At 44.0% G+C, this 20,614-nt stretch carries 18 protein-coding genes; 1 reads left to right on the top strand and 17 read right to left on the bottom strand.

The window, feature by feature from the left end:
* Positions 1–223: 223 nt before the first annotated feature.
* From HFE64_02070 to HFE64_02030, 9 genes are all read right to left on the bottom strand, one after another.
* Complete coding sequence (locus HFE64_02070; protein ID MCI8632255.1) at positions 224–1,762, bottom strand: ABC-F family ATP-binding cassette domain-containing protein; 1,539 nt, start codon at positions 1,760–1,762, stop codon at positions 224–226.
* A gap of 137 nt (positions 1,763–1,899) precedes the next feature.
* On the bottom strand, positions 1,900–2,166 hold the full coding sequence (locus HFE64_02065) for a hypothetical protein (GenBank protein ID MCI8632254.1): 267 nt from the start codon (positions 2,164–2,166) through the stop codon (positions 1,900–1,902).
* A 276-nt stretch (positions 2,167–2,442) separates the two neighbouring features.
* On the bottom strand, positions 2,443–3,954 hold the full coding sequence (locus HFE64_02060; GenBank protein ID MCI8632253.1) for a carbohydrate ABC transporter substrate-binding protein: 1,512 nt from the start codon (positions 3,952–3,954) through the stop codon (positions 2,443–2,445).
* Positions 3,955–3,985: 31 nt separating this feature from the next.
* Positions 3,986–5,413: a hypothetical protein gene (locus tag HFE64_02055; GenBank protein ID MCI8632252.1), complete on the bottom strand. Its 1,428-nt coding sequence runs from the start codon at positions 5,411–5,413 to the stop codon at positions 3,986–3,988.
* 120 nt (positions 5,414–5,533) lie between these two features.
* Complete coding sequence (locus tag HFE64_02050; GenBank protein ID MCI8632251.1) at positions 5,534–5,872, bottom strand: hypothetical protein; 339 nt, start codon at positions 5,870–5,872, stop codon at positions 5,534–5,536.
* Between the two features lie 177 nt (positions 5,873–6,049).
* Positions 6,050–7,513: a hypothetical protein gene (locus HFE64_02045; GenBank protein ID MCI8632250.1), complete on the bottom strand. Its 1,464-nt coding sequence runs from the start codon at positions 7,511–7,513 to the stop codon at positions 6,050–6,052.
* Between the two features lies 1 nt (position 7,514).
* Entirely contained in the window at positions 7,515–9,047 is a 1,533-nt protein-coding gene (locus HFE64_02040; GenBank protein MCI8632249.1) for an extracellular solute-binding protein, read from the bottom strand.
* Positions 9,048–9,130: 83 nt separating this feature from the next.
* On the bottom strand, positions 9,131–10,600 hold the full coding sequence (locus HFE64_02035) for a hypothetical protein (GenBank protein MCI8632248.1): 1,470 nt from the start codon (positions 10,598–10,600) through the stop codon (positions 9,131–9,133).
* A gap of 63 nt (positions 10,601–10,663) precedes the next feature.
* Positions 10,664–12,109: a hypothetical protein gene (locus tag HFE64_02030; protein ID MCI8632247.1), complete on the bottom strand. Its 1,446-nt coding sequence runs from the start codon at positions 12,107–12,109 to the stop codon at positions 10,664–10,666.
* 281 nt (positions 12,110–12,390) lie between these two features.
* On the opposite strand from HFE64_02030, the gene HFE64_02025 reads away from it, so the two are divergent.
* Entirely contained in the window at positions 12,391–13,350 is a 960-nt protein-coding gene (locus HFE64_02025) for a membrane dipeptidase (protein MCI8632246.1), read from the top strand.
* Between the two features lie 49 nt (positions 13,351–13,399).
* Here the strand turns inward: HFE64_02025 and HFE64_02020 are convergent, their stop codons facing one another.
* The 8 genes from HFE64_02020 to atpC form a co-directional block, all read right to left on the bottom strand.
* Positions 13,400–13,651, bottom strand: coding sequence for an HPr family phosphocarrier protein (locus HFE64_02020; GenBank protein MCI8632245.1), 252 nt, complete (start codon positions 13,649–13,651; stop codon positions 13,400–13,402).
* Positions 13,652–13,662: 11 nt separating this feature from the next.
* Entirely contained in the window at positions 13,663–14,619 is a 957-nt protein-coding gene (gene whiA, locus HFE64_02015) for a DNA-binding protein WhiA (GenBank protein ID MCI8632244.1), read from the bottom strand.
* 11 nt (positions 14,620–14,630) lie between these two features.
* Complete coding sequence (murB, locus tag HFE64_02010) at positions 14,631–15,560, bottom strand: UDP-N-acetylmuramate dehydrogenase (protein ID MCI8632243.1); 930 nt, start codon at positions 15,558–15,560, stop codon at positions 14,631–14,633.
* Between the two features lie 331 nt (positions 15,561–15,891).
* Positions 15,892–16,947 carry a winged helix-turn-helix transcriptional regulator gene (locus HFE64_02005; GenBank protein ID MCI8632242.1) on the bottom strand — a complete coding sequence of 352 codons (1,056 nt, stop codon included), beginning with the start codon at positions 16,945–16,947 and terminating at the stop codon, positions 15,892–15,894.
* A gap of 25 nt (positions 16,948–16,972) precedes the next feature.
* Positions 16,973–18,010, bottom strand: a complete 1,038-nt coding sequence (locus HFE64_02000; GenBank protein ID MCI8632241.1) for a helix-turn-helix transcriptional regulator — start codon at positions 18,008–18,010, stop codon at positions 16,973–16,975.
* Between the two features lie 158 nt (positions 18,011–18,168).
* Positions 18,169–19,125, bottom strand: a complete 957-nt coding sequence (locus HFE64_01995; protein MCI8632240.1) for an ROK family protein — start codon at positions 19,123–19,125, stop codon at positions 18,169–18,171.
* A gap of 21 nt (positions 19,126–19,146) precedes the next feature.
* Positions 19,147–20,139, bottom strand: a complete 993-nt coding sequence (gene hprK / locus HFE64_01990; protein MCI8632239.1) for an HPr(Ser) kinase/phosphatase — start codon at positions 20,137–20,139, stop codon at positions 19,147–19,149.
* Positions 20,140–20,202: 63 nt separating this feature from the next.
* On the bottom strand, positions 20,203–20,613 hold the full coding sequence (gene atpC, locus HFE64_01985; GenBank protein MCI8632238.1) for an ATP synthase F1 subunit epsilon: 411 nt from the start codon (positions 20,611–20,613) through the stop codon (positions 20,203–20,205).
* Between the last annotated feature and the right edge of the window lies 1 nt (position 20,614).

Below are 20,614 nucleotides of genomic sequence, written 5' to 3'. Positions count from 1 at the left end.
TGTATAGCGGAACGCTTATAAAATAGCGAAAATCTCTCCGTTAGGCAAGTCTCCTAAAACAAGAGATGGCGGAAAATTTCCGCCATCTCTCATCAGTGCTCCATATGTGGTAGAAATCCTTCCACCATTTTTTAATTTTCAGCCAGCCCCAGTAGAAAACACTCAGTCACATCGTCCTGACCATAGCCAGTCCTGTTTATTTTTCTGTACTACACTCTTCACCTTACATTCCTCCAAGCTCAATAATTCGATCTGTGATTTCCTCATAAAACCGATCCTCATGCGAAACCATGATCACCGCGCCCTCATAGGCCTGAATCGCCCGCACCAGCGCCCGCTTGGCATTCTGGTCCAAATGATTGGTCGGCTCATCCAAAATCAATAAATGACTTTTTTTAAGGCTCAGCTGCGCCAGCTTTACCTTCGACTGCTCTCCGCCGCTCAGCGTCCCCAGCGCCTGCACCATATGATCCTGCTTCACGCCGCAGCGCGACAGCGCCCCGCGAAGCTCCTTCGGCTGCAGCTTCGGATACACGGCCGCCAAATAGGCAAGCGGCGTAGCTTGCGGGTCGTCCCACGCAAGGTCCTGCTCATAATAAGAAATTGTACCCCGATGCGACAGATAAAACGCACCGCCCAGCTTCGGCAGCTGCCCCATCAGCGTCTTCAAGAGGGTCGTCTTGCCCACGCCGTTAAAGCCGCGGATCACCAGCTTATCAGCCGTATGCATCTTAAACGTAATCGGCGGCAGAAGCACCCGGTCGTATCCAATCTGCAGCTCTTCCGCCTCCAAAATCACCTGCTCCGACAATACAATCTGCGGAAACACAAACTGCGGCTCCGCCAGATGCTGCGGCGCAGAGATACGCTCAATCCGCGCCAGCGCCTTCTCACGGCTCCTCGCCATAGCCGCCGTCGAAGCCCGCACCTTGTTGCGGGCAATGTAATCCTCCAGCTTATGAATCTCCCTCTGCTGACTATGATACAGCCTCAGCTGCTCCTCACGCTTAAATTCCTTTTGCCGCATGGCGGCAGAAAAGCTCCCGCGATAGGTCGTGACCTTGTTGAATTCGAGATCGCTGATACAGGTGGTGATGCGCTCCAGAAAGTCATGCTGATGTGAAATGACCATGAACGCGCCGACGTATTGCTGCAAGAAGCTGACCAGCCACTCGACCTGCGCTGCGTCTAAAAAGTTGGTGGGCTCGTCCATGAGCAGAATATCGGGGGCCTCTAGCAGCAGCTTGGCTAGGATGACCTTGGCCCGCTGGCCACCGCTCAGGTTTTCAATAGGCGTTTCCAGTCCGTCGCTGCCGATTTCCTTTAGGCCGAGGCCGCCGGCTACCCGTTCCATTTGATACTCAATTTCATAAAAGCCTTCCTGCTCCAGATGCTCCTGGATGCGTGCTGCTTTTTGCAGCTGCCGCGGATCCTGTCCGCCCCGCTCGTAGAGGCTGAGCATCTGCTGCTCCTGCTTAAAAAGCTCGGCATGCGCGCTCAGCAGATAGGCTCGGATGCTGCTTTCCCGGTCTATTTCCGCATATTGATCGAGATATCCGATGCTGTGGCGCGGTGAGATCCAGATCCGTCCCTCATCGGGCACGACCATTCCCATAATGATCCTAAACAGCGTGCTTTTGCCGGCTCCGTTCATGCCTGTGATGCCCATGTGCTCACCAGCATTGAGGCGCAGCGCGGCATCTTGATATAATATGTGATCGCCATATTCATGGCTTAAATGTTCAATCTCTAAAATACTCATACCTTATTTCCTTTCACAATGAGTATAGCAGACTTTCCTCTCTTCTTCACGGGAATTCTCATTTCTGGCTCTATTTTTCCAAAAACAAATCGCCATGGCCTCCGTCTGTTTTACGGCAAGCTATGGCGATTTCAAATCTAATCTGATTTTCCGCGGATGATTTTATAAATGCTGGATTCGCACAGGCAATATTGCTGGGAAAGCTCTCGAATCTGCTGTCCGCGCTCATATTGGCTGCGAATCTCTTCATTACGCTCCTGCAGCTCCCTTCGGATGCCGGTGTTGGTGCCCCACGCCTTTTTCTGTTCGGGCGCCGGGATATATACATAGCCGCCGGCTACAAAGGTTTGGATCCTCTGAATGAGATCCTTTGGTAAAATTGTTTCCGCATTGATATATTTCATCGGTTTGCTCCTCTCTGATTCTTCCGTCACATTAAGAAGCAAAGCTTAAAATATCATAGTCGTGCTATGGCCTTTAATTCATAATTTCATTGCTGCGCCATACAAAGCCGGTATAATACCTTAAACTTTGCATGGCCCTTAACAATAGTCTGATCAAACGTCATGAGAGCTCCTCCTTTTTAGTTTCGATTCCTTAGTTTAATATAGATAGTATAGCATGTCTGATGCTTCTTTTCTAGGAAAGTTTGATTCTAAACTGTTTTTTCCCATTTGGCATCAGATAAGCTTTAGATACTCCTCGAGCTGTTGACAGGCGGCTTCATACGCTGCTTCTACAGATATCTCCCCTTTTCCATAGCTCTCCAGCTGCTTCCAAAGAATTTCATACACCGGCCAGTCCGGCAGAGATACGCTGCTGATTCTCTCCAGCATTGCTTCTAGCTTTTCCTTTGTCTGCTCTGACATCGGATGCACTGTATAATCATCATCACTCTTATAAGGCGTTCCATCCTCCTTCACAGCCTGCAAACCGTACCGCAGCTCATATTCGAGCTCTGTTAATTCCTTCAACATGTTGGCTGTGTTATCCTTGTTGACAGACAGACCAAATCCGCAAAAGAATTCTGCGTCCATCAAATACCGCAAAAAATCATATGCAGCCCGCGGATATTCGCTTGTACTCAATACTCCTCCAAAGTAGGATACATGCGCTGTTACGCCTTGATCTTTTCCCGGTATGGCCTCTACCGCAAAGGTTCTCCCCATATCCTGATAACGACTTTCATAATACCACGCCTGTGCTGCCGCGCTATGCAGTGCACTTTGAAAGGCGCCGCCGCCCTCTACAATACATCCCTTATCGTCCAGATAGTCTTCCGTATGTCCTGCAATCATCTGCATGACCTCCAGATGCCGCGTTTTGGCCCATGACAATTTTTCACCGCTTTTTACTTCATCAAATTGCTCCAGCAGAAAATTGCGGTAGAATTCCGCCATCTGGACAAATTGAGACTGATCCAGATGCACCTCGCCTGTCTCATAATCAATCCATGTTTCTCCCGCACTATCATATAGCACGTACGGCGTATACAGCGCAATTTCCGTCAGGAACTGCCCCGCCGTTTCCGGCAGTTGTTTTTCCTGCTGCGCTTGCAGCAAAAGATTCATAAATTCCTCATGCGTTTGTATGCTTTCAAAGCGAAGACCCAGTCTCTGCCAGTTATCTGCATTTCCCATCACAGTATCGATGTTAAAAATGATTGGCAGGATATACTGCTTTCCTTCTAAACGCCCTGCCTCCAGCACCGGATTATAATATTTCTGCTGTGTATACAGCTCCTCCTCTTCTGTATAGGGCGTTAAATCGCAAAAAATCCCCTGCTTCATATACCGATAGAAATCTGCCGTCGATGTATAATTAGTAATGATCAAATCCGGCAGTTCATTTTTCCCCGCACTTGCAAGCGCACTCTCTAGCTCATCCGGATAGCGGTACCAATGCAGCTCCAGCTGTATGCCCGTTTGCTCCTCGTATTGCCGAAAAACATCATAGAAAAGAAAGCCCTGCTCTCCATAGCATGCCGCCGAACAATACTCCCCTATGCGCATCAGCGTTGTATAAAATACATTCGTTTTATTCTCTGACACAATATGCTCTGTAGTTGCATCACCCAAAATATAAATATCCAGCTTTTCTACGGAATCCTCTACTGTCCGCCGCGATGTCTGCGTTTTTTGGCATCCCAGCAGCAGGCTTAGCATCAACAGGCCAATCACTAATTTTCTCATACTCTATCCTCCTTCTCTATCCCTAAATCTATCAGTTTTGAATCCACTCCTGATATTGCCGGTTCACTTCCTCCACCACCTCATGGATCGGACTATCCTTCATCAAATCTTGATAGTTCTGCCAGAAATCTTCTACTTTTTCTATCACTATTTTTCTTTCTGACCAAGTTAAATTAGGCTCATCTCTACAAAAATTTGTGCTCGCATACATATCCGCTCTTCGTTCACATTCTTCTAAAATCTCTTGCACCGGTAGTGGATTAAAAATGAAGTCTGTCACCTCTTTCTTTTCTCGTTTGCTATATACCTCCTCTAAAAATGCATACATATCATCTACCTTAGGTGGAACAGACGTCCCTTCATCCAGTTGTTCATACAGTATCCGTGTCAATGTCATATCATCCTTTTTATTAATGATCTCTGTGATCTCCTCATCCATTCCAATCGCATTCAGCACCTCCTGCCAGCCCTCCCTAGCCTCTTTATATACAAATGAATATACGTACCCGTATGCTGATCTTGGATCAAGCTGTATTTCCTCCCATGACGGTACCCATAAACGATAACTAGAATTTTCTGTATGTCTTTCCTCTATCTGATTATCATAACCAAAAAAAACCTGCCCAACCTCTATATCTACCTCATATTCTATTACAAGATCAATGTTAATTCTCCTAGTGTATCCCTTTTGATAAAGCTCAATTACATCTCGGTAAAGCCTTTCATACATCTCGCTTTCTCCAAGCCATTCAAATTTTTCTGTCTCATAGTTATACCCTATGTCATCCATGATCATCCAAAAATAATGCCTTCTCCAACCATTCGTAATATTATCCAATGTTGTCCTATCATAAGGACGTTCTGTTGTCGGCGATGGCCTCCCCCAATCAATTCCTGTCCATTGACAAAACGGCTGTTCCCCGCTTTTCTCATATAACTCCTTCCAAATACTCTTCTCCTCTGTTCCTCTCGCCTGCGTAAGCTTAAGTAGATTTTCCTTTCCTACCCGCTCTATTGTTTGCTCACAAAATCCAAACCCATGTGGGCGAATTTCATTTGCCCAAGAGAATGAATAGATCCCTCCTGCCATCTGATTCGCCTCCCACACTACTTCCGGAATCCGCTCGTAAAAACCTTGCAGACCTCCGTTTTTCAGATCTTCACTCAGCTCCAGAAACGTGTCCTGCCACTCCTGCTTTGTAAAAGCTACTAACGATGGACTAATCGATACAAAATCCATCTTTTTCCCTAAGTCCTTATAGGCCTGCTCCACTACTTCCGGCGTTACAAGCCCTTCTACTGTAACATAGTGAAACTCTACTCTCCCTTCAATTCCCATCTCCTGCAAGCGTTCATTGATACGCTGCATCTGACCTTCATCCATCTGACGCCTGCCGTTTTGCAGAATCGCCCAGTGATATACCTTATCTTTCTCACTGCATCCAATCAGGACTGCCATACAAAACAACAATGATAATATGATTATATACATCCATTTTCTCATACCTATTTTCCCTCTTTCTATAGCAAACAGGGGAGAGAACTCTGCATTCTCTCCCCCCTTATACCATATTATTCTTTATCGGTATATATACATGTTACAGCTTGATCGACCAAAAAATGCATGCCATGACTCTGCTGATGTAAAATTTCCTGTTACTGCTGCATCACTATGTCCTGTAGCGTCCTTCACACTTGTACCATATCCTTTTACACGTGTACTAAGCACCTCATTATTGGCACTGTAGGATACAGTTTCTGCCCATGCACTATATCCTTGCTCTGAAATCCCAATTGTAATTACACCATATCCCCCTCCATCAAAGGGAACTGTATCACTATTTGTTTTTGCCAATGCCCCTATACTAACCAATAACATCGCCGCAACTAAAATTCCTGCAAAAAACTTCTTTTTCATTTCGTTTTCTCCTTTTTATTTTAATTTTTAGGCCTTTGTTATCTATCCAGATTCTTATAGGAACATCGGACTCACCTCCAACCCATTCCGTTCTAAATTTTTTGTTGATTTAAATATATCATTTTATTTTATTTTTGTCAACCTCTATTTTACCTTTATTCTATTTTTATATAGTATTTATTTTTGAATCCACTCCTGATATTGCCGGTTTACTTCCTCCACTACCTCATGGATCGGACTATCCTTCATCAAATCTTGATAGTTCTGCCAGAAATCTTCTACTTTTTCTATCACTATTTTTCTTTCTGACCAGCCTTTTGCATCTTCATTGTAAAAATCTGTACTAGCATATGCGCTTGCTCTTCGCTCGCATTCTCTCAGAATATCCTGTATCGGCAGCGGATTAAAAATGAAATCCGTTACCGCTCTTTTTTCTCTCTTACTGTATATTTCCTCAAGGAATGTATACATATCATCTACCTGAGGCGGAACAGGAGTACCTTCGTCCAGTTGCTCATACAGTATTCGTGTCAGCGTCATATCATCCTTTTTATTAATGATCTCTGTGATCTCCTCATCCATTCCAATCGCATTCAGCACCTCTTGCCAGCCCTCCCTAGCCTCTTTATATACAAATGAATATACATATCCATATACTGGTCTTGGATCAAGCTGTACCTTCTCCCATGACGGTACCCATAATATCCATCGACTAATATTATTTTCTTCTACCTGATTATCATATCCAAAGAACACCTGTCCGGCATCAATATCTGCATCATATTCTATCACCGTATCAATATTGATGTTTCTGATATAACCCTTCTTATAAAATTCCACAACTCCATGATACAGATCTTGATATGTCTCACTCTCTCCCAGCCATTCAAATCTCTCTGTTTCATAATTATATCCTACATCATCCATGATCATCCAAAAATAATGCCTTCTCCACCCATTCGTAAACTTATCTAAAGTCTGCCTTCCATACGGAATCTCTGCTGTCGGCTCTGGATGTCCCCAGTCCATTCCCGTCCATAAACAGATTGCCTGTTCCCCATTTGCCTCATATAGTTCCTTCCAGATTTCTTCATCCTTGGTTCCATTTGCCTCTGTAAGCTTAAGTAGATTTTCCTTTCCTACCCGCTCTATTGTTTGCTCACAAAATCCAAATCCATGCGGACGAATCATACTACTCCAAGAAAAGGAATAAAGTCCTCCTGCCATCTGATTCGCCTCCCACACCGCTTCCGGAATCCGTTCATAAAAGCCTTGCAGGCCTCCGTTTTTCAGCTCTTCACTCAGCTCCAAAAACGTGTCCTTCCATTCCTGCTTTGTAAAAGCCACTAACGATGGACTAATCGATACAAAATCCATCTTTCTTCCTAAATCTTTATAGGCCTGTTCCACTACTTCCGGCGTTACAAGCCCTTCTACTGTAACATAGTGAAACTCTATCCTTCCTTCAATTCCCATCTCCTGCAAGCGCTCATTGATACGCTGCATCTGGTCTTCATCCATCTGGCGCCTGCCGTTTTGCAGAATCGCCCAGTGATATACCTTATCTTTCTCACTGCATCCCAGTAAGGTTATCATATATAAGAAAAAAAATAATACAACTATATATTTAACTTTCTTCATTTTACTTCCTTTCTTTTAAATAATTTTCAAGCTGATGATAAGCCGTTTCATACGCTATTTCAACAGATATTTCTCCTTTTCCATATTTCTCCAATTGTTTCCGTAGAATTTCATATACTGGCCAATCTGGCAGTGATACGCTTGTTATATTTTCGAGCATCTTTTCTAGACTTTCTTTAGTCTCTTTAGTCATTGGATGAATAATATAATCCCCATCCCCTGTATAAGGAGTTCCATCCTCTTTCAAGGGCTGACATCCATATCTTAATTCATATTCTAACTTACTTAAATTCGCTAACATCTTAGATACATTTTCTTTATTAACAGAAATGCCAAAACCACAAAAAATCTCTGTATCCATTAGATAGCGCAAGAAATTGTATGCCTCTTCCGGATGTTTAGATGTACTTAACACACCGCCAAAGCAGGAGACATGTGCCGTCGTCCCTTGAGCAGCTCCCGGTATTGCCATTAGTCTGAACTCTTCTCCCATATCTTGGTATCTACTTTCATAGTACCATGCTTGCGCCGCCGCATTATGAATAAATCCCTGAAAAGCGCCGCCCCCTTCTATAATACATCCTTTATTATCTATATACTCCTCCATATATTTTTCAGTTGCTTTTCTCGCCTCCATATGTTTTGTCTTCTCCCATAATAAATCCTGTCCAATCTGTACTTCGCCAAATTGCTCTTGTAAAAAATTTCTATAAAACTCTGCCATCTGATAAAACCGTTGTTTATTCAGGCTTACATTTTCCTTTTCATAATCAATCCATCTTTCTCCCGCTGCATCATATAATGCATAAGGTGTATAATATGCCGTATATGCAATCCATTGCCCAATTACTTCTTGTAATTGTCGTTCTCGCTGAGCCTGCAACACAACATTCATCAATTGTTCATGACTCTCTGCTGTTTTTTCATTTAGCTCTAATATATTCCAATTTTTCTCACAGCCCATAAGTGTATCAATATTAAAAAGAATTGGCAAAATATATTGTTTCCCATTCAACCGCCCTGCCTCTAATACCAAATTATAATACTCATCACTTGTATACAATTCCTCTGCCTCAGTATAAGAAGTAATATCATAAAAGAAACCTTGTTTCATATACTGATAAAAGTCTCCAGTCGTGCTATAGTTTGTAATAATAATATCGGGCAATTCTTCTTTATCCATTGTTAAAAGTGCTTTTTCTAATTCATCTGGATATTGATACCAATGTAGATTTAGACGGATCCCGTTTTGTTGCTGATATTGATTAAATGCATCATAAAAGAGAAAGCCCTCTTCCCCGTAACAAATAGTAGACTCATATTCTCCCAAATTCATATATGTTGTATAAATTACTTCCTTTTTATTTTCAGATGCATAGAACACTGTAAATGCATCGCCTAAAATAAAAATATTCAGTTCTTCTGTTGGTATTTCTGTAGACTTTTGCACTGGCACTTCTTCTTTTTGACAAGCACATAATAAAATACTTGTTATCAACATACAAATCAATAAAAAATAATACCGTTTATACACAATATACCTCCGTTAGATAAAATGATTCTAACATTGTAAACTAGTCTCTAAGAATTGCCTTATCTTTTCATTTTCATATTCTTTTATTTTTGAATCCACTCTTGATATTGCCGGTTCACTTCCTCCACCACCTCACGAATCGGACTATCCTTCATCAGCTCCTGATATTTCTGCCAGAAGTCCTCTACTTTTTCTATCGCTATTTTTCTTTCTGTCCAAGTTAAATTAGGCTCATCTCTACGAAAATTTGCACTTGTATACATACCCGCTTTTCGCTCACATTCCTCTAAAATCTCTTGCACCGGCAGCGGGTTAAAAATGAAGTCTGTCACCTCTCTTTTTTCTCTCTTGCTGTATACTTTCTCCAAAAATGCATACATATCATCTACCTGAGGCGGAATAGGCGTACCTTCATCCAGTTGCTCATACAGTATTCGTGTCAGCGTCATATCATCCTTTTTATTAATGATCTCTGTGATCTCCTCATCCATTCCAATCGCATTCAGCACCTCTTGCCAGCCCTCCCTAGCCTCTTTATATACAAACGAATATACATACCCATACACTGGTCTTGGATCAAGCTGTACCTCCTCCCATGACGGTACCCATAAACTAAGTGGGGGATATATTTTATTCTCTTCTACCTGATTATCATATCCAAAGAACACCTGTCCCGTCTCTATATCTGCATCATATTCTATTACAAGATCAATGTTAACTCCCCTGATATATCCTTTCTGACAAAATTCAATTACATCCTGGTAAAGCTTTTCATACGTCTCACTTTCTCCAAGCCATTCAAATTTTTCTGTCTCATAGTTATACCCTATGTCATCCATAATCATCCAAAAATAATGCCTTCTCCAGCCATTCGTAAACTTATCTAATGTCTGTCTTCCATATGGAACCTCCGCTGTTGACTCTGGATATCCCCAATCAATTGCTGTCCATTGGCAAAACGGCTGATCCTCTCCTTTCTCGTATAATTCCTTCCAAATACTCTTCTCCTCTGTTCCTCTCGCCTGCGTAAGCTTAAGCAAATTTTCCTTTCCTACCCGCTCTACTGTTTGCTCACAAAACCCAAACCCATGCGGACGAATCATACTACTCCAAGAAAAGGAATAAAGTCCTCCTGCCATCTGATTCGCCTCCCACACCGCTTCCGGAATCCGTTCATAAAAGCCTTGCAGGCCTCCGTTTTTCAGCTCTTCACTTAGCTCCAAAAACGTGTCCTTCCATTCCTGCTTTGTAAAGGCAACTAATGATGGGCTAATCGATACAAAATCCATCTTTTTCCCTAAGTCCTTATAGGCCTGTTCCACCACTTCTGGCGTTACAAGCCCTTCTACTGTAACATAGTGAAACTCTACCCTTCCTTCAATTCCCATCTCCTGCAAGCGTTCATTGATACGCTGCATCTGATCTTCATCCATCTGACGCCTGCCATTTTGCAGAATTGCCCAATGATATGTCTTATCTTTCTCACTACATCCAACCAAGACTGCCATCCAAAACAACAATGATAATATGATTATATATATCCATTTTCTCATACTTATTTCCCTCTCTTTCTGTAACAAGCAGGGGAGAGAACTTTGCATTCTCTCCCCTTTATTTTATTTTCGAGTCCATTCCTGATACTGCCGGTTTACCTCCATAAGAAGCTTTCTTATCGATGCCTCTTGAAGAATTTCCTTATATGAGTTCCAAAATTGATTTATCTTTTTTACAGAAATCTGTTCTACTGTTTTTTCTGTTCCATCCTCTAAGGTAATAACTGCCTCTTCCCTAAACTTCATATCGCCCAGAACAGCCGCCTTTCCATTGCATTCTTCCCAGAGATCCTGTACGGATGCCGGATTAAAAATAAAATTCTGTACCTCGCTAAGCTCTGCCTTTTCATACATGCTTTTTAATGCGGCATACCGATCCTCTTGCGTCTCTGCGCCTTCGCTCTGCAAAAGTGCGGTTGCTGTCAGATCATAATAATCATTAAGAATTCCCGTGATTTGTTCATCCTTGCCAATGGCATTCAGAATCTGCTCCCAGCCTTTCTGCGCCTTTTTATACACCAGAGAATACATATAAGCATAATTTTCTCTTGCACTGATCTGCATGGTTTCATAAGAAGGAATCCAAAGTGCAAATGCATCTTTTTGCTCCTGCATTCCATAGACCATTCTGCCGATCTCTTTATCTTCGCCGACCTCCCGGATCTTTGCAATATCATGCGCTCTGATATATCCTTTTTCATAGAAATCTATCACTTTGTCCTTGATCTCTATATATGCCGGGCTATCTCCCAGCCATTCAAATGCGCCTGTTTCGTAATTAAATCCTATATCATCTGTGAGCATCGCAAACTCATGCTCATGCCATCCATTCGCCAGCCTTTTCAGCACAGCATGCGGATAAGGATTCTCCGGCGTCCCCTGCGCAGCGTTCCAGTCAATGGTTGTCCATGCGCAAATGGGTTGCTCCCCATTCGCTTCATACAGTGCTTTCCAAACCTCTTCATCTTCAAGTCCTTCGGCGGCCTGCAGCGTTTGCAGCTTAGCTGCTCCTATTTGATCTACCATATCCTGATAGAAACCAAACCCATGCTCCTGCACCTGTTTGCTATTGGAAAAGGAATATATCCCGCCCGCTATCCGATTCGCATTCCAAACGGCCTCGGGAAGCATTTCATAAAATTCCTTCAGCTTACCGCTCTGCAGTGCCCCGCTTAGATCGACGAAATTGTCCTGCCAGTCCTCTTTGTAAAGGGCCACTAAGGACGGACTAATCGATACAAAATCCATCTTCCTATTCAAATCTTGATAGGTTTGCTGCAGCACTGCCGGTGTCACTAATTCCTCTGTTTTAATAAAATGAAACTCTATTTGTCCTTCGACTCCTAATTCCTTAAGTCTTTCATTTATTTGCTCAATCTTTTTTTCTTCAAGAGGCAGACGGCCGTTTTGCAGCACTGCCCAGTGATATACTTTATCCTGCGTTTGACATGCTGTTAGCATCAACATACATAATCCAATAAGTATGCCCATCAAGTAAATTTTTCTCATCATACGTCTCCTTCTCTCTATTTGTAATATCTCTATGTTTTTACTATATCACAGCCACTCATATTTGTCAATATCGACTATATATCCCTTTTATAGTAAGTATTTTTTATATATTCTATACAATGTTTTTTCTTTTCCCTTGTTCTTCCTCACCCCTTCATGGTACAATAAAGGCGGCAAGATATTTTGGGCCATTCATATCTCTGAGCCTCCTTTATCGCCAAAGCAGAACACACAATACAACACATCGCGCATAAAAAAGCGCAGAAATGAGGGTTTCTATGAAATACATTGATTTTCACTGCGATACTTTGCTGATGTATCGTCCCGGAGCTAATTCAGAAGGTCTTTATCAAAATCAGCATAGCGTAGACTTCGTCCGCATGCAGCAGGGCGAATGCGCCGCCCAGTTTTTTGCGACCTTTATGCCGCCGCGCACACGAATGCCAGAATCAGAGGATGAGCCATTTCGCCAAGCGCTGTATGATGGCCTCATGAATGAGATCGCAGCTCATTCCGATATGATTGCCTTTGCCCGCAGCTATGAAGAGTATATTGCCAATCAGTCCAAGGGGCTGATGAGCGCCTTTCTCACCTTCGAGGATGGCCGTATGGTAGATGGCAGTCATGAAAAGCTAGAAACCTACTATCAGCTTGGATATCGCTTAATTTCCTTTACCTGGAACAGCGCCAATTGCTTCGGCTTTCCTAATTCCTCCGATGCGGAAGAAATGAAAAAAGGCCTCACGCCCTTTGGCTTTGAGGCAGTCGAGCATATGAACCAGCTGGGTATGATTATTGATGTCTCCCACCTATCCGACGGCGGATTTTATGACGTAGCAAAGACCACCAAAAAGCCATTCGTCGCTAGTCATTCCAACGCTCGCTCCTTAACCCCGCATCAGCGCAATCTAACCGACGATATGCTGCGTTTACTGGGTGAAAAAGGTGGTATGACCGGCATCAACTTTGCTCCCGAATTTATCGGCGAAAGCGTTACCAGTACAGAAAGCACCGTTACACGCATTTGCGACCATATTGAACATATTGCCGACGTTGCCGGCATAGAGGCCGTTGGCCTAGGCTCTGACTGGGATGGCATCGGCGGCCGCCTAGAGGTTGCTTCTCCATTAGATGTTCATAAAATCTTCGAAGAGCTCCAGCGCCGCGGCTTTTCTCAGACAAACATCGAAAAATTTGCCTATGGCAATGCAGAACGTATTTTAAAAGAAGTATTATAAGGCATAAAAAAACGTTTTCGCTATCATGCGAAAACGTTTTTTTATATCCTTACTGATGCAGAAGCTTTGTCAGGCATTCGATCGCTTCCGATTCATCGTCTCCTTCTGCGATGATCGTAACCTCATCCTCTTCCATCAGGCCCAATGACATCATACCCATAATACTTTTAGCATTCACACGTTTATTTCCCAGCAAAATGGAAATTCTGCTCTGATAACGGCTCGCTAGCTGTACGATCATTGTCGCCAGTTCAAATTCATGGTCCTGCGAATGAGTAATGACAACCTTTTTTTCCACTATGATACCCTCCTCTAAATTTTTTCTCTTAATTCCTGCGCCATTTCGGATAAGCGCCGCAGTCTATGATTAACCCCCGATTTACTCACCGGCGGATTTAGCAGTCTTCCCAATTCTTTTAATGGAAGATCCTCATTTTCCAGCCTTACCTGTGCCATCTCTAGCAGCTCCGGCGGCAGTTGCTGAAACATACCGTGATCCATCAGATACCGAATATCTTCAATCTGTTTTACCGCTGCTCCAATCGTTTTATTCAGATTTGCAGTTTCACAGTTTACCTGACGATTGATTTTATTCCTTACATCCTTAACAATTCTCACATTCTCTAGTTCCATCAGCGACACATGCGCTTTCATCACCGATAAAAGATCTACGATCTGCTCACCGTTTTTCAGATACAGCACATAGACCATCTTTTTACTTGGCCGAGTTCTTTCTAAAATTCTGGACTCAATTTCGAAGCTTCGCAGCAGCCTTTGCAGCAACTCTGCCTGCGCCTTCTCTTCATGCAGAAACTCAATATGATAATTTTTCTGCGGATCATTGATAGAGCCACCCGCCAAGAAAGCACCGCGTATATATGCCTTGTGACAGCATAGTCTTTGCAGCATTTCTTCCGGCAAAAAAGTCTGAAAAGATAAGACTCCCTCTTTTTCTTTTAGAAAACACAGATCCGTTAAAACGCGCCAAACCTGTGCCGGCTCCTGAAGGCAAACCCCATATTGCTGCACCTTGCTTCCTTTCCGTCCTTTTCGGTATGAAACAGACGGCTGGATTCCAAATATCTTTTGCAGCAAAATAAAAACCTTTTTTACCACAGCGACGTTCTCGCTCTGGACTTCAATCTCAGGAGGACTAAAGCGGATTTTCGCACATCCGGCTAAAATAGCCGCCAGCTCCGCTATTCTGCAATGTCTCGCCTTGCTGACATGATCTGCCAGCTCATCCTTTACTTTGGAAGAGAACGACATAGATTCCCTCCTTATCGAATCACATCCAGCCCTCTGGGCGTTAAATACCGAACCTCCGGTACAAGCCGTACCCCTGACCTTTCCTCCACGCATTTCTGAATATGCCGAATCAATGTGAGCACATCCTCACAGGTGGCCTCGCCCGTATTGACAATAAATCCCGCATGCTTAGGCGATACCATAGCTCCTCCTACGGCATGCCCTTTCAGCCCTGCTTCCTCAATTAAAGCCGCGGCATAATATCCCTCTGGTCTTTTAAAAACGCTGCCAGCACTCGGCAAATCTAAAGGCTGCTTTGTCACACGTTTTTCTGCCAGCTCTTTAATCTTTAATTTAATCCTTTCTGGATCGCCTTCCTCCAGCTGCAAGATGCCGCGCAGTATAATCCATGATTTAGACTGAAAAATGCTGCTGCGATACCCCAGCGCGAGCTCCGTTTTATCCAAATGCCGAATCGCTCCTGTTGTATCCATGACAGTGACTTCTTGAATGATATCTTTCATTTCGCCGCCATATGCGCCTGCATTCATATAAATAGCGCCGCCCAAGCTGCCGGGAATACCGGATGCAAATTCCAAACCACTTAATCCGCGATCTGCCGCCTTTTTGGCAAGTGCAGAGAGGGACGCGCCGCACTCGGCTTCTATAATATTATTTTGAAATCGTATCTTTTGAAAATCGGATTCTAATTTAATGATAACCCCTTGAAATCCTTCGTCACTTGCTAAAATGTTACTGCCCTTGCCCATAATAAAAAATTTAAGGCCATTCTCCTGACAAAGCTGAATAATCGCTTTGACCTGCTCCGCAGTTGAGGGCGTCACGACATAGGCGGCAGGCCCTCCTACACGCATAGTCGTGAGTCTTTTCATCGGATAATTGATCTGCACCCGGCTGACTACGCTTCTAAGCACTTCTGCCATTTTTTCCTGACCGTTCATGACACTCTCCTTTCTAACCTGTGTTATTCGATATTATATACCATTTACGCCGCAAAAACAATAGCTGAAATAAAGGTCGAAAGATAGAAAAAGAGGAGCTTTTCTGCGTGTTTTATTTTTTATGTATACGCAGAAATCTCCTCCTCAACTAAAACGTAATATTAAATCTCATTTCGTCCTTACCGATATGATAGCAAACTTTTTTGTTTCTGTAAAATCGCTTTAGCCTCTGTTTTTATGATATTTTAGGGTTTTCTATTTTAATTTTTTAATAAATTAAAATTTAAAAACCATTAGTTTTTCAATGAATCAAAATCCTCGCTTCTCTCCTTCATTTCAGACCAAAATCTTCATCTTCAAGATCTTCATTTTTGCGCTTCACAAAGAGCTCTCCCGCTTGTTCCAGATACTTTCCGAACTGTTCCTTATCTAAGCGGTACAGCTTTTCCCGGCCCTGCCGCTTTGTCTTCAATAATTTGATCTTGCGGATCTGCATCAGATGACGCACTGTCGGCCCTTCTTGGATTCCCAGCTCTTCTACCACCTCTTTAGTGCTCACCCACTCTCTTCTGGTCAAAAACAAAAGTATTTTTCTCCTCTGCAGGCTTCCCATCACCTCAAAAAACGCCAATACATTTTCATCTGAGACACTGAGACTTTCCAGATTCTCCCTTTCATATCTCCAGCCTAACAGCAGAGTCCCCTCTTTAGCATCTACCCAGACCATATGCGGATTAAAAATCGAAACAGAGACCCATGCCCATTTAACTCTTTCAAAGGCGACCGGCCCCTGCGTCAGCTTAGCAACTATAAGCTGCAGGTCTCTCTCCTCCAAAAGCTGCAGACAGGCCATCACATCCTCTGCTCTTTTTTGATAAATCAGATCATAATAAGCCTGCACCTCATCCCACGCCTTCAACAGTTTTTTCTGATACTCTTCCGGTCTGGAGAAATAAGAAAACATCAGGTATCTTAGCTCCCATTTATAAAAGGCCTTGTCAATGATCTTTCCCCGCTCTATCTCTGATTCCGGAAAGTCACAGGCAAAATAAAACCTCCACACGGCATGATGCAGATTTTCAGCGCAAAGCTGCTCCCTATACCGTGCTACAGAGCCTCTCTCCATATTTCTTTTTAAAATATACTGATTGCGCAGCACATTCAGAAATGATTCCTTTGTATTTTCTTTAAAATGCGCAAATATTTGCAGTTCCTGCGGAATTTTGGGCGCTTTTGCAAGCTGCCTGCGAATAAGCCGCATAGACTCTTTATCTTTAGGACCCAATACCAGATCATACATCCAGTTCTCTTCCGGATTAAGCTTAGCAGAAAAAACAAATATTAGATCAAATAAAGCGCCTGGTTCCTTGCGGAGATTTAATACCATATCCTATCCCCTCCTCGTTCTGCCCTCAGCTCTGGCCAAACGTATTCCAGAGCTGATACAGATATTGCTTAAGCTGCGCCTCATGAATGCGATAGACATAACTTTTTCCTGCTTTTTCTCTTTTTAAAAGTCCTGTTAAAAACAGCTCCCTTAAATAGCGTCCGCTCACATTTTCTTTAAGCCTTAATTCTTTGCTGAGCTGCAGCGAGTCCATCTTTCCCTTTTGCGCAATCATCTGCAAAATATTTCTTTTTATCTTGCTGCCCAGCACATCGCATATTTGCTGTACATTCTGACTGCTCAGCACTTTCCCGTCCTGATTTTGATCCCATTCATCTCCAATCAGCAGGAGCTTTTTCTCTTCACCATAATACAGGCTATAGGGGTTCATCGCAGAAAACGAGAGATACTCTGCCGACACATCCACTACCCTTCTGCCTTCACGCTCCTCTAAAGCAGCCGCTACCTTCTGATTTAATCCCTTCTGATCCATCCGCTCCATACACTCCATTAAAGCAGCCTGCTTCTGCCGATAGATCCAGCGGTATCTCTGATCAATCAATTCGATTGCTTCAATCAGTCTCTGTCCATACTCCTCTGGCTGCAATAAATAGCATAACAGATGGAATTTCATATCAACGCTCAAATTCAGCTTTTCCACTTCTTCCGCAATCGTTTCTGTTGCTTTTGAAGAACGGCCGCTGAAATATTCTCCCCATAGCTTTTCCACCAGGTATTTGCTATTGGAAACTTCCTTCACAAAAATACTTAAATTAAAATTTTTTTGATTTTTACGCCAAAGCTCCTTCCAGCATTCCCACAAAACATGCATCGTCCGCTTTGACTTCCCCTGTACGGTTTCCTCCACAAGAGAAAACACACGAAGCGCAGGATCGATCTCCGGAATCTTTTTTAGAATTTCCTGGTACATCGGATACAGCTCTTTCATTTTCTTCTGCGGAATGATCCGAGCAATCCATTCTTCCTCCGGGCTGACCTTCATCATAAATAACAAAATAATATCGTACACATATCCTGGTGCTAATCTAATCTGTTGTAACATTTTCTATTCCTATCCTCATTAGTTTTTATTTTTATTTAAGAAGATACTGATAATAAGCCGCCCCCAAACCGAATTTGCCTTATTCGATTTGAGGGCCGGTTGTTTGCCTTACGTCAGGATACTCCGCCGCAGCCAACTGCAGCAATATGTATCACAGCTTATGCTTCTCTTGTTTTTCCCAACATGGCAGCACCAATGACGCCTGCTTTATTGCCAAGCTTAGCAATCACTACCTGCGTTTTGGTTACGCCACCAAATACTTCCTTCTTCAGCTCCTCCTTAACCGGATTTAACAGCTTATCTCCCTGTGCACTGGGGCCGCCGCCAATAATCAGATATTCCGGCTGGAAAACATTGATCGTATTGCCAAGACCAATCGCCAGATAATGAGCGTATTCCTGAATGGCTTCTTTTGCATACACATCTCCGGCATCTGCCGCATCAAATACATGCTTTGCATTCAGCTCGCGCAGATCCCCCTTCACCTGCTCATACATCTTGGAATCCGGGTGCTGTACGCATTTTTCCCGTCCCATACGGATCAGAGCCGTTGCTGCGCTGTATACCTCCCAGCAGCCTTTACGGCCGCAGGTACAGGGCAGTCCATCTGCCACAATCACCTGATGCCCCATCTCGCCGCCGCCGTAAAAGGCACCGGAGAAAATTTTTCCATCGATGATGATGCCGCCGCCAAGACCAGTTCCCAGTGTAATTGTAATTGCATTGGCGCTTCCGTTTCCGGCGCCAAACATAGCCTCACCCAGTGCAGCCACATTCGCATCATTCTCTAAATAAACCGGCACCGGCAGCGTTTCCTTCATAATGCTGACCATCGGCACATCCCTAAAGTCAGCAAAATTAGCAGCAAACATAACCTTGCCTTCTACCGGGTCAATAGCTCCCGGAGAGCCAATGCCAACCGATGCAATATCCTGGATATTCATCCCCTGAGCCTCTACCAGCTCCAGCACCAGATTGGCCATATCCTGGACAACTTCTCTCTGCGGCCGCTCTCCGCCGGTAGGAATGCTCTTCTCACATAAAATCTCTCCTGCTTCTGTGACCAAAGCGCCCTTAATCGTCGTACCGCCTAAGTCAATTCCTGCATAAATCATCGTATGTTCCTTTCCGCCCTTTTACTTTTCCGGGCTTTCCTTTTGTTCCTTCAAGCTCTGCTGCTTCTGCAGCTCACGCTCCTGCCTTCTCCTTCGAATATTGCCATTCACCCGCTCTCTGAGCTCCTCTGCTGCACTATACCCCATCTTCTTCTGCCGATGGTTCAGCGCCGCCGATTCAATGATGATGGCCAAGTTTCTTCCGGGACGTATTGGTATTGAATAGCATACCACATCCGTGCCCAAAATGTCAATGGTTTCAACTTCCAGCCCCATGCGATCATACTGTCTCTCGCGGTCCCATGGCTCTAGCTTAATCACCATATCAATCGATTTATTCATGCGGATCGACTGCACGCCATACAGCTCCTTCACGTTCAGTACCCCAATACCGCGAAGCTCAATCAAGTTCTGAATAACCTCTGATCCCTGCGCCATCAGCTCTGCATCCGAGATTTTTCGGATTTCCACCACATCATCTGCTACCAGTCGGTGCCCGCGCTGCACCAGCTCCAGCGCCGTCTCACTTTTGCCGATCCCGCTTTCCCCCATGATCAGAACGCCCTCGCCAAAGCAGTCCACCATCACGCCATGCAGCGAAATTCTGGGCGCAAGCTCCATCCGCAAAAACTGTGTAAGATCCGCCGAAAAGCTCGTCGTCGCCTGTTCTGTGCTCAGTATCGGAATATCATGACTCTCTGCCAATTCCAGAATCGATTTTTCAAACATCTTTCCCAGCCCTCTGCAGACAATCAGACAGGGAATATCCGTTGCAAACAGTCTTTCAAACACATTCCTGCGATCCTGCGGACTAAGCGATATCAGATAAGAATACTCCACATTTCCAATCAGCTGCACCCGCTCCGCATCAAAATATTCATAATATCCCGTCAGCTGCAGCGCCGGCCGGTTCAAATCCGAATGCCAAATCCAGCGATCCTTTAGCGTAAGGCCCGGCGTCAGATTGCTCAGCGAAAACCGCTCCGCCATACGCATCATTTCCACTGCATACATGCAAACTTCCCTTTCTAAAAAACAGCACCATCTCTCTCGATGGTGCCTTTTCAACAGATTCCTCTACCGCTTCAGCTCCAGTCTCGTCAGAGAGCGCATCAAAGCCAGCTGCGCACGGCGCAAATCCAGATCACGATTCTCGCTTTTCTGCTCCAGGCGTTTCTCCGCCCGTTCCTTCGCCGCCTTCGCCCGCTCTGCATCAATCTCCTCCGGCCATTCCGCAGACTCCGTAAGGACTGTTACCTCATCTGGTAAAATCTGAACAAATCCCTCATGGACAGCTGCCATTTTCTGCGGCTCCTCCATCGTATGCTTCAAATAAAACACCGTAGAGTCAATCACCGTTGTAAGCGGAATGTGTCCCGCTAAAACTCCCAGCTCCCCTTCAACAGACTGAAAAACGATCATTTCCACATCGCCTTCATAGAAGATTCGCTCTGGCGTTATAATTCGCAACTTAAACTGCTCTGCCATT

Source organism: Lachnospiraceae bacterium, from assembly GCA_022794035.1.
Classification (GTDB): domain Bacteria; phylum Bacillota; class Clostridia; order Lachnospirales; family Bianqueaceae; genus CALWPV01.
The sequence above is the reverse complement of the archived record's forward strand: the minus strand, read 5'-3'. Positions and strand labels throughout refer to the sequence as shown.